Origin of the sequence: Psychrobacter sp. NPDC078501, assembly GCF_044900935.1 — a bacterium.
Classification (GTDB): Bacteria; Pseudomonadota; Gammaproteobacteria; order Pseudomonadales; family Moraxellaceae; genus Psychrobacter.
The window spans coordinates 261865-273367 of the sequence record NZ_JBJDOS010000004.1; the positions used below are offsets into that span (position 1 = coordinate 261865).

At 43.3% G+C, this 11503-nt stretch carries 7 protein-coding genes; 3 read left to right on the forward strand and 4 right to left on the reverse strand.

The window, feature by feature from the left end; translation table 11 throughout:
* Nucleotides 1-48 precede the first annotated feature (48 nt).
* Both ACI2IW_RS09380 and ACI2IW_RS09385 read right to left on the reverse strand, forming a co-directional pair.
* Nucleotides 49-1467, reverse strand: coding sequence for an anthranilate synthase component I family protein (locus ACI2IW_RS09380; RefSeq protein ID WP_404693480.1), 1419 nt, complete (start codon nt 1465-1467; stop codon nt 49-51).
* A 100-nt stretch (nt 1468-1567) separates the two neighbouring features.
* The gene (locus ACI2IW_RS09385; RefSeq protein WP_057761242.1) at nt 1568-1843 is read right to left on the reverse strand and encodes a Trp family transcriptional regulator; all 276 of its coding nucleotides are present in this window, start codon (nt 1841-1843) and stop codon (nt 1568-1570) included.
* Between the two features lie 488 nt (nt 1844-2331).
* Between ACI2IW_RS09385 and ACI2IW_RS09390 the strand changes: the two genes are divergently transcribed.
* The 3 genes from ACI2IW_RS09390 to ACI2IW_RS09400 all read left to right on the forward strand — a co-directional run bounded on the left by ACI2IW_RS09390 (nt 2332) and on the right by ACI2IW_RS09400 (nt 9099).
* On the forward strand, nt 2332-4419 hold the full coding sequence (locus ACI2IW_RS09390) for a TonB-dependent receptor domain-containing protein (protein ID WP_404693481.1): 2088 nt from the start codon (nt 2332-2334) through the stop codon (nt 4417-4419).
* Nucleotides 4420-5306: 887 nt separating this feature from the next.
* Entirely contained in the window at nt 5307-7604 is a 2298-nt protein-coding gene (locus tag ACI2IW_RS09395; RefSeq protein WP_404693482.1) for a FepA family TonB-dependent siderophore receptor, read from the forward strand.
* 220 nt (nt 7605-7824) lie between these two features.
* Nucleotides 7825-9099: a PepSY-associated TM helix domain-containing protein gene (locus ACI2IW_RS09400; RefSeq protein WP_404693483.1), complete on the forward strand. Its 1275-nt coding sequence runs from the start codon at nt 7825-7827 to the stop codon at nt 9097-9099.
* 429 nt (nt 9100-9528) lie between these two features.
* Here the strand turns inward: ACI2IW_RS09400 and ACI2IW_RS09405 are convergent, their stop codons facing one another.
* Both ACI2IW_RS09405 and ACI2IW_RS09410 read right to left on the reverse strand, forming a co-directional pair.
* Nucleotides 9529-10299 (reverse strand): ABC transporter ATP-binding protein, encoded by a 771-nt coding sequence (locus ACI2IW_RS09405; protein WP_404693484.1) that lies wholly within the window; start codon nt 10297-10299, stop codon nt 9529-9531.
* Nucleotides 10300-10375: 76 nt separating this feature from the next.
* Nucleotides 10376-11461, reverse strand: a complete 1086-nt coding sequence (locus ACI2IW_RS09410) for an iron chelate uptake ABC transporter family permease subunit (RefSeq protein ID WP_404693485.1) — start codon at nt 11459-11461, stop codon at nt 10376-10378.
* Nucleotides 11462-11503 lie beyond the last annotated feature (42 nt).

Sequence of the window (11503 nt, forward strand, 5' to 3'; positions counted from 1 at the left end):
TAGTGCTAGGTAAAATATGGTCAATTTATTCAGTACGTTTAGCTTCAATTATGATTGCATAAAGCTGTCTAATACGACTTTCATCGCCGATAGTTTACGCTGAATCTCTAAGTACTCATCAGCTGGGTTTGAGTCGTAAACGTTACCACCGCAAGTTTGGGCGTAAGCAGACTCGCCATTGATAAACAGACTGCGAATAGGAATGGCAAAGATACAATCACCATTGAAATTGAACGATCCTAATGCACCGCCATAAGCACCACGACCATCTGGCTCTAGCTCATTGATCACCTTAATGGCTTCTACTTTAGGTGCGCCTGATAGCGTCCCAGCAGGGAAGTTACTGGCAAGGGCACTAAACATATCTTCGTTAGGATGCAAGATACCAACGATTTCAGAAGAAATATGCTGCACGTGAGAGAAGCGTTTGATATCCATCAGGCTACGGACTTTTACTGTACCAAATCGTGCCACACGGCCAATATCATTGCGATGCAAATCGACCAGCATATTGTGCTCGGCAATTTCTTTGTCATCGTTGAGCAAGGCGCGGGCAAGCTTACGGTCTTCGATCACATCGGCGCCGCGCTTGGCAGTCCCTGCGAGCGGATAGGTTTCCATTTCACCTTGGCGCAAGCGAAATAGCAGTTCAGGAGACGCACCGATGATGCACTGCTGGGCAAATTTCATAAAATACATGTGTGGCGATGGATTGACGGCACGCAGCTTTTCATAAATCGGCATCTTGTCACCGGCAATACGATACTTAGACTTAAAGCCTACCTCGCACTGAAAGATACGCCCAGCGATGATGTCTTCTTTAACTTGCATGACGACATTGGCATGCTCTTCTTGGCTCATACCATCACCTAAAAACTCAACTTTAGGCGCTTCATAACTAGGCGTTGGCTCATCGAGTAGGGCTTTGATTTGCTCGATGCGGTTTTCTTGCTGAGCAGTTGGGTAATAAAAATAGAAAATTTCCCCAGTCATCTTATCTAGGGTCAATCCATCTAGATACACGCCAAACTTAAATGGTTCAAAGTCTTCGCTGGCTTTTGCATTAAGGCTAGGCTCAAAGAAGTTCACGCAGTCATAACCCAAATACCCGACCAGACCGCCGCTTTGGTCACGGGCGATGACATGCTGCGGTGTTATGTCACGCAGCAATTGATAAGGGTTGTCGGTTTGATAATGGCTTGTCTCAGCGGTTTTATTATCGGTAATAGCAAGCGTGTTGCGGTCTAAGGCTGCGATAGTCGTCACAGGGTCAAAGCCGATCGCATGATGGCGCGAGATGTGGCTGTCTTCGCCCAATGATTCGAGTAAATAGCAGGTATCAAACGCGCTTTCGATACGCTTGAATAATGCAAAAAAATCGATATCTTGCGTCAGTTTGATACGTTGTGGTTTGCTCGGGATATCGATAGGAGCAGGCTTGGTCTGTGTGCGAGTACTAGAGGTCATAACAAAGTCCGAAATGGTTCAAATATGTGTTGATTAATAATTGTTGATTAATAAGTGTGGGAGTCGTCAGTAAAAAGCTAGATAGTATCGTCGTCAGAGGCTAAGAGCGGTCTCTATGAGTGGCCAGTAACGCGCTGACATCATGGCTTTGCTTGGCCTTGGCACCACGAGAGACAGTGGCGATACCAACGCCTAGCTGCTCAGAGATATCACGTTGGGTGATGCCACGATCTAGCAAGTCAAAAATGCGAATACGATTGGCGATGTCATGCTGTTCTTTATCGGTCAGCAAGGCACTGAGCAGCTTTTCGATATCTGCGCTATCAGTACAGTTGGTCAAATGTTTCACTAAGCTCTGATAAGGATCGGTAGTCATAATAGGTCATCTTAGCCAAAGAAAATAGATAGGTCGCTTGTTGAGCGATTTTTCGCTGAGAACCATCTTGTTTCAGTATTCTAGTACAGTAGTACAAGAAATACAAGTGATAAGTTGAGTTAATAGCAGGCTGCTGTAGAAGTGATGATTTTTAAGCCTTGTTTATACAGATTCAACTCGTAGTCATTGTCATATTTGATAGCATATTTATAGTTGGTACCAAGCGTTGCTGTGTTTCCTTGGCATACTAAGCACTAGAATTGAGAATGTATAATATTAATTATTGCCAAATTGTTAATACTTAGTTATTATGCCTCTCATTATTTAAACGCTAATTATTATCATTAACATTAATCATGTTATTCGCACGATGATTTTAAGCGTTTTCAAGACATTCCATCTTCTGGTAGGCACTATTTTAAGAGTTATTTGACGACAACTTTTAAAAATTCTAATTTCTGACAGTAAACAAAGTGAGTAAATGTGTTATGCGCGAAGTAAAGTTATCTAGTCAATTGACAGTATTGTCTATCGGTGTCGCAGCTGTATTGTGGACACAAGCTGCCAGTGCCGCAACAGCAGCAGATATACCAAACACGACATTGCAGACTATTACTGTAACAGCAAATAGCTCAGTACGTGACGCTGTACAAGAAGACTCTGTCTACATAGATGACTACACCCCAGCTGCACAAGCCAGCCATTTGAGCGATTTTCTGGACGTTGTGCCAGGGGTAAGCGTGGGTGGTACCTCATCGGTCAACCAACGTATTCGTGTACGTGGTCTTGATGATACCAACCTAAAAGTAACGATTGATGGCGCACGTCAAGAAGGCGCGTTGTTCTACCATATGGGTGACGTCACTATTGATCCAGATCTGCTAAAACAAGCAGAAGTCGCTGTTGGTAATAACTCGGTGACGCTAGGTAATGATGCTATCGGCGGTGCGGTTGCTTTTGAGACAGTCGACGCGGCAGATTTACTCAAGCCAGGTCAAAAAGTAGGTGCTAAGCTGCATACAGGTTATGCTAGTAACAATGATGAACTGCTAACCTCAGCTACTGTGTATGGTGCGCCAACAGAAAATGTTGATTTACTGGCTTATTATGGTAAGCGCAATGCGGACGCTGGTGAAGACGGTAAAGGCCGTAAAATCCAAACGGAAAACAGCGAAGGCGAAAACATCCTATTAAAAGCGGGTGCTTATGTCGGTAGTGATCATCATGTAGGTGCTAGCTTTAGCCGTACCGAAAACAAAGGCAAGTTCCCATTACGTCCAGATTTTCCTGCTGGTGGCTGGAACCCAATCATCCCGCAGGAAGTCAAACGTGATACCTATGCGCTTGACTATGCTTACAACCCTGCCAACCAATTGGTCAATGTAGACGCCAATGTATATCAGACCAGCACGCAGATTTTGCGTAACTCTGATGGCGAACCTGGGTTTGAGTTTGATGCAGAAGTCCAAACCACAGGCGCAAAAGTACAAAACACCAGTATCATCGATAGCAGTATCATCAATGGTGTACCAGGGGTTCATAAGTTCATCGCTGGAGTTGAGCATTACAAAAAAGAATCTGAGATGACACGTGACTTTGGTAATGCGAGCACCGATGAAGCAACCAATACCTCAGTCTATCTAGAAGACCAATGGCAAATGGGTAAGCTTAGCTTAACGCCAGGCGTCCGTTATGACCGTTATGAGTCTCCAGAGTATGTATCTGCTGGCAAGACTTATGACAATGTCGTTGGCGCATTGGCTGCTAGCTATGAGATTGCACCGCGTACTCAACTATTTGCGAGCTATACGCAGTTATTTAATGGTCCAGATCTTAGCCAAACGATTTTTAATTCCGACGGTGTTGATACCTATGTGAACAATGAACTAAAAGCAGAAGAAGGTGACAATGCAGAAGTCGGTATTGCGACAACGCTGCGTGGTTTGACCATGGCTGACGACTCTTTAAAGCTGAGTGCTAAGTACTTTGAAACCAATATCGAAAACTATATTGAGTTTGTACGTGCAGGTGGTAGTAGAACTGGCATGAATTGTACCACTGGGCAACTAGGTACAAGTGCTGCCCCTGAAGCCTGCCAAGGTGTCATTAATAATGATGAAGATTTCAAAATCAAAGGTGTAGAGCTATCGGCCGACTATCGAGCAGATAACTTCAACATGGGGCTAAGCTATGCTCGTGCACGTAGCAAAGGCGAAGATACGGGTTACAATATCTCTTCTGTCAGTGGTAGTGGATCTGAGTCTGGCGACAAGTACATGGTCAACTTAGGTTACGCTCCAACCAATACTACTGAGCTTGGCTGGCGCAGTACTTATGTGGCCGATGTGACACCAAATACCGCTGGTGATGACAACGAAAAACCAGGCTATGACGTACACGATATCTTTATGACTTATACGCCAACTCAAATTGAAGGTTTAAAAGCCACACTAGGTGTATACAACATCTTTGATGAGACTTATGCAAGCCATGCGTCACGTAACTCTATTGATGATGACTATACTGATTTTGAAATGGGACGTAATATCAAAACGTCTTTGACTTATCAGTTCTAATCTAGCTTATCGAATTTCAGTCTAATCGTACTTATAAAGTCAGCTGTCTTATACGGGAGCTGGCTTTTTTTACGAGATTTTTGAGAGTGCGATTTATCTAAGAGTAGATGTTAAGTTGCTCGTTTGGTAGAAGGTGAGGCTACCGTATAAATAGTATATGAGTTAAATCTTATGCGAGCACTACGCCAATACTCTAAACAACAGCGAGCTATCATCGAAGCTCATTTATATATCTCAAATTATCAGGAAATGATTGTGAATGAATACGGGCATAGAGTAATCAAACGTCGAAATTCTGAAGCTGACGCATAATGTTTTTAACTGGCCGAATTATCATATTGGAAATATCGATAAGGTTTGACAGTGTAGCGCTTATACAACTGAAACTAACAGGCATTTCTATAAATATATTGAGCATCCATTAAACCGTTAACTGAACCACATATAAGAATGCAAACATTAATGATAATTATTATCATTAATGTTTGCATTCTTATATGTATCTTGCTAAAGTGTGTTTCGTTCATTACAGAACAGTTAATGGCTCTTTGCTCTATTCCATTTATAGAGACTTTTTAAACTAAATATTTAATTCGTTGACTAATGACAGTTACAGCGTCATCAAACTTTTAACCCTACTCAGTACATACCCTTATTCGTTTACTCTCAATAGCTAAGCCTCTTGGCGATATTTTAGTCATGTTTTTATAACATATATATTTACGGACACGTCTATCCGACAATCGTATGTCAATTTTAGACGTTTATTTATGTGTACTTGCACCGAGAATGCATCCGAAGCATTGCATAAAAAGTGGCTAAAACCATTCACTGACGATGAGATAAACAGGTATTAACGAAATTGTGCGCTTCAAGGAATATTACTTATGTCAAACCAATCAGGTTGCTCTGATTTCTCAGTCATCACTTCTCCAAAAAAACTTCAACGCGTCGTGACTGGTAAGCTTTTACTAAGTATCGCTGTGACTTCTATTCTTAGTAGTACCGCTTTTGCTGCCGAGGGTGATGAGGTAGCTGTGCAAGGGGCGACCGACCAAGAAGCTGTGCCTACAGCTACATTGGATACAATTGTGGTGCGGGCAGCAAGGGACGAGCTAGAACAAGCAGCAGGGCTGTCTATTATTAGTGAAGAAGCCATCGAAAAAGCATCAGTTTCTAATGATATTTCAGAGATTGTACGTAAGATGCCAGGTGTGAATTTGTCGGGTTCATCGACGTCAGGTCAGCGTGGTAACCAACGTCAAATTGATTTGCGTGGTATGGGGCCAAACAATACACTTATCTTAATCGACGGTCGTCCTGTCACTTCTCGCAATTCCTCACGACCTAGTCGTGGGAGTGAGCAAGACACGCGTGGTGACTCGCAGTGGGTACCACCAGGTGCTATCGAAAGCATCGAAGTATTGCGTGGTCCAGCAGCAGCCCGTTATGGCTCTGGTAGTATGGGCGGCGTGGTAAATATCATTACTAAGAGCCCGACTGAGCCAGAGTTTTCTATCAGTGGTCACTATGAGGCACCAGAGAGCGATCTAGAAGGCAGTAGCTGGCGTACCAATATCAATATGGCAGGTGCATTGACGGATAAACTGTCCTCTCGTACGACCCTTGGATATCATGATAGTGAAGCTGATGACCCTTCTATTAATGCAGCAGAAGCGCTAGATGACTCAGTAGCAGCAGGTACTGAAGGTGTCGAAAATATCGATGTGCGCCAAGTGTTTGAATACGCGATGGATGCGATGAATACGGTCGGTTTTGAAGTGAATTATAGCCGTCAAGAAAACCGCTGGGCGGGTGATTCATTGTTCCAAACCGTGAATGAAACGTTGATAGATGAGTTAGAAGGTGAAACAACGAGCAAAATGCAACGCTATGGCGCGGCGATCACACATCGCGGTGAGTATGATGACGCTAGTAGTAACAGTTTCATTGAGTATACTCGGACAGTTAATGAGCGTTTGGGTGAAGGTAGTGCGGGTGGTGGCGAAGGACAGATTGTCATACCTGACGATGGCGAAGATTTTGAGTGGACAGAGGCGACTTACGATACGCTAAATGCCAAATCAGAATGGGATATTTACTTTGATCGTCATACCTTGACTGCTGGTGCAGAGTTTCGCGGCGAAAAGCTAGATAACCCCGTGGTATCTGATTTGGCATTTGCAGATGGTTTTGATTTTGGTGATGTAGAGACCGATCCTGAACAGCGTGATCCAACTTCAGATGCTTATCTTATTGGTGTATATCTAGAAGATAACTACGAGATCACACCTGACTGGTATGTGACTCCAGGTCTACGCTTCGACTATCATAGCGAGGCTGGTAGTAATTGGTCGCCTAGTATCAATACTACTTGGCACTTTAGTCCTGATTGGTCAGTGAAAGGCGGCGTCAGTCGTGCGTTTAAAGCCCCATCGTTATATCAGCTTGATCCAAACTATATTTACTATACTGGTGGCAATGGTTGTCCATCTTGGGTACCTCTTGATGAAAGAGGTTGCCACGTATTAGGGAACCCTGACCTAGAAAATGAGACATCTTGGAATAAAGAGATCACCTTTACTTATGATGATGGTACTGGACTGAATGCAGGCTTGACTTATTATCACAATGCCTATGATAACCGCATTGGTGCTGGTACGGATCGTGTGGCGGTAGATACAGCGACAAATCGTTCTATTTTTCAATGGGACAATCAAGGTGAAGCAATTGTCGAAGGTTTAGAAGGTTTTGTACAAGTACCAGTCACTGACAATGTTTCGTGGTCTACCAATATCACCAGTAACATCCGCTCAGAGCGAAAAGACAATGGCGAGCCATTATCACTCATTCCTAAGTTCACTGTGAACACGGGTGTGGATTGGGATATTACGCCTCGCTGGAATGCCGACTTTGATGTGAGCTACTACGGCACGATTGAAGCCCCTACGATTTCAGTGACGACTGGAGAAGATAGTGGTGACCCGTTGCTTGATCGCGAACCGTATGCCATTGCCAACGTGAGCACTCGCTATGATTTGACTAAGGGTATAACCGTTGGTGCTGGTATCAAAAACTTATTTGATGAGGGTGTTTATCGTGAGGGTACCGCTACGAACGCAGGTGCACGTACGTTCAATGAACCTGGTCGTACTTATGTGTTCGACGTTAGCGTTGATTTTTAGGAGGTAGACGCAGAGTTTGTTAAGTTAGAAAAGGGTCTGAGCTATTTGCTTAGACCTTTTGTGTTGTTAGGGCAGGTTCTCATTTTCAAAATAAGCCCATGCCCCCGTAAATATTTTTAATAATTCAATAACTTACTATCACAATATAACAGCAGATTTATTTATGTCATTTAATTTTCGCTATAGCTGTCTTTGGATTCACCGTTATACTGGGCTTGCCATGGCAGCTTTTTTAATTATTACTGGTATTACTGGCACATTATTGGCATTTCATGACGAGCTAGATGATATCTTCAACCATAAACTGGCTCAGGTCGAGAAACAAAACGCATCACATCTGCCTATTGCAGAGCTTCATGATAAGGTCATCAGTGCGTATCCACAATATGCTTTTTCTAGCATGCCAACCTCGATAGCAGCAGAGAGGTCAGCCGTATTTTCGGTAGATAGAGCGCGAGGAAAAGCCGCCCAAAACCAACCAAAAGCACCGTTTCAACAAGTTTATGTCCACCCTTATACTGGCGATATCATTGGTACTCGTGATAGAGATGAGTGGGCATGGCACAACACCATGTGGAAAGTGTTTTGGTTACATCGCGATTTATTACTGGGTGATATTGGAAAATTGCTACTAGGGATTGTTGCGCTCGTGTGGACGATTAATTGCTTTATTGGCTTTTACTTAACGTTTCCTAGAGCGCTCAAGAAAAAAGCACAGAATCAAACCTCGCCTAAAAAACGTGCCTCCTTTTTTAAACGTTGGTTACCAGCGTGGAAAATCCGCCGCAAAACCAATCTCTTTAAGCTCAACTATGACCTACACCATGCCTTTGGGCTGTGGTTATGGCTCATACTGTTTGTCATCGCGTGGTCGAGTGTTGGTTTTAACCTAAGAGAGGTCTATCAACCTGTGATGCATACTGTCGTAGGTCTTGAAGGCAGAGAGGAAAGACAGGAGAACTCAAGAAAGCCATCAGAAAAAGCAGAACAGGCTTCTGGTGCAGAAACAGGGACTAGGGTTGAGGCTGTAAACAATGAGGTTGTCGATGTCGAAGCTGTTGATGTGGTCAACACAGCCAATAGCATTTCTTATTTAAGTAAGCAGGCAAACATCGCTGCCCAAAGCAAGGGTATGCTAGTACGGGAGTTTTTAGGCATACGCTGGATTGAGGATGAGGGTCAATGGCAGCTGCGCTTTAAGACAGATAAGGACATTGGTAAAAAAGGCGGTGCATCATCCATCACGGTCAATGCAAAAACGGGTAGCGTTGAACAGGTGAACTTTGGCTACCAAAACTCATCATTTGGTAGCAAAACTAACAATTGGTTGATGACTTTACATATGGGTCATATTGGCCATGGCATTGGCCACTTACTGTATCAAATATTTTTAGCACTGGTAGGTTTGGCTGTGACAATGTTGTCAGTTACTGGCGTCTATCTGTGGTGGAAAGGGCGTCAAAGTCGATTGAAGGCGTTGCAAAAGGGTAGGTAATATAGTGATATTTCTAGGGTATGTTTTTATTTAGATAGCTATCTGTTGAATCAAAAGCATGCCCTAGTTATAAATTTAATTGCAAAAATATTGTGTATGCTATCGAGACAGTAAAAATGAAGAAAGCAAACGTCTCACCTATCATGACCCATCTATGCCAACTATTATTTTCATCATAGTTCTTTGTGTAATCTACTGAAGAAATATCTTGAGTGAAATCCATAGGAATAACCACTAATCTTAGACCATATAAGGTCATTCCTAACCAAAAAAAGGTATTTGATATCTCTTTATTTAAAGCATTAAAAATGAATAAGCAAAAGCTAATTACTAAAACTAGTAGAGATAGATTTTTATAGTTTATCCATCGATTACTCAATAAAGCTTTATGCATCGACAATTCCTTTTTTCGTTTGCAAGATGCTGTACTTAAACCGCATCAACAATCACTGGACGACCCTGATGACTTAGGACAGTGACATCGACGTTGTATAAATCTTTCATCGTCTCTTGAGTAATAACATCAGCAGGGCAACCAACAGCCGTCACTTCTCCTGCTTTCATCGTAACCACAGTATCCGCAAACTGTGCCGCTTGGTTGATATCATGCAGGACGATTACCACGGTTTTTTGCTGATTGTGGCTAAGCTGACGTAGCTCACGCATCAGCCGACCAGCATGATACATATCTAGGTTGTTCAGTGGCTCATCGAGCAATAGATAGGGTGTATCTTGGCAGACAATCATAGCGATCAGCACGCGTTGACGCTGTCCACCTGATAGCGTTGACAAGAAACGCTCGGCAAGTGGCTCAAGCTCAAAGCGTTCGAGGATTTCCTGTACTTTTTGCTGATCGTCTGCGGTTGGTTGCCCTTGATGATAAGGGTAACGACCAAACATCAGTAGCTCATGTACGCGCAGTCGTCCTTGCACATGATTGTCTTGCCCAAGCATAGCGACAGTTTTGGCCAGTGTGCGCGCCTGACAGCTGACAATGTCACGTTCCTCATTATCTACAGCGAAGCTCACCTGCCCAGATTGCAGCGGTTGCAAGCGAGCCATAACAGAAAACAACGTAGACTTTCCAGCACCATTAGGCCCAATCAAAGCAATCACCTGCGCCGTTGGTAGGGACAACGTAATGTCATGCAAGATTTGTTGTTTGCCAATATGGTGAGAGATATTATTCAGTTTAATCATAGTCAGTCTTATTTAAAAAGTCTTAGGGTTTTCTCTATCAACAGAATCAGCTAAATAAACAATGTCGGCTAAGTAATCATAAAGAACGACGTTGAGACATAAATATCAATGCTAAGAACATCAATCCACCTGCTAGCTCTATCACGACGGACAACACGCCTGCCATATCTAGCACTTGCTCAAAGATAGTCTGACCCAGTACTAAGCAAATCATAGCGACCAAGCTGACCAATATCAGCCGCTCAGTGTGATACATATGTCGCGCGATACGATTGGTCAATGCGCAAACCAATAGACCAAAGAAAGTCACTGGACCGACCAGTGCAGTAGCCGTGGCAACCAGTACAGCGATGACAGTTAATAGACCAAATGCTAAACGTTGATAGTTGATACCAAGATTGACGGCTTGTGCTTGTCCAAGCATCAATACATCGCACTGATAACGCCAGCGCCATACAAATATCGCGGTGATGGCACAGATAAATAAGCTGATACCTAGTAGCTGAGGGTTGACCGTATTGAACTGCGCGTAGCTGGCAGACTGTACGACCACAAAATCATCAGGGTTAATCAGCCGTGCAATGAGTGCTGATAAACTGCGAAATAACACGCCAAAGATAACGCCCACCAATATTAGCCGCGTCAGATCCTGACTGCTTTTAGAAAATAATAACTTAAACAATAATAAAGATGCCCCAAACATCAGGACAATCTCTAGCGTGAACTTGGCAATAGGATCGAGACTGGTAAAGCTAATCGCACCTAAAAAGAAAACCAGTAAGCTCTGCAACAGAACATAGAGTGAGTCAAACCCAAGTAGGGAGGGCGTTAGAATTGGATTGTGAGTCAACGTCTGAAACAGTAGCGTCGACACGCCAATCGCATAGCCAACCACCATTAGTGCCAACAGTTTTTTGCCGCGTAATGGTAGTGCAAAGTCCCAATAGCCATTGACATTGAGTGTCATAAACAAGTTCATCGAGATAAGTAGAATAATAGCTGCTATGGATTTTGGATGGGCAGCTATCCATGCCCAAAGCTTTGCCAAATGACCTTGTGCAGCGGCTGAATACTGACCATCTGCTGAAGATGAATTATTTACCGCTGTGCTGGTTCTGGTAGCATCAGTCTTGGTGGAAGTAAGCTTAGTTGATGAGAACATACAAAAATCCTATGGTGCCAAGCTTATCTAATAAGGCAAAAA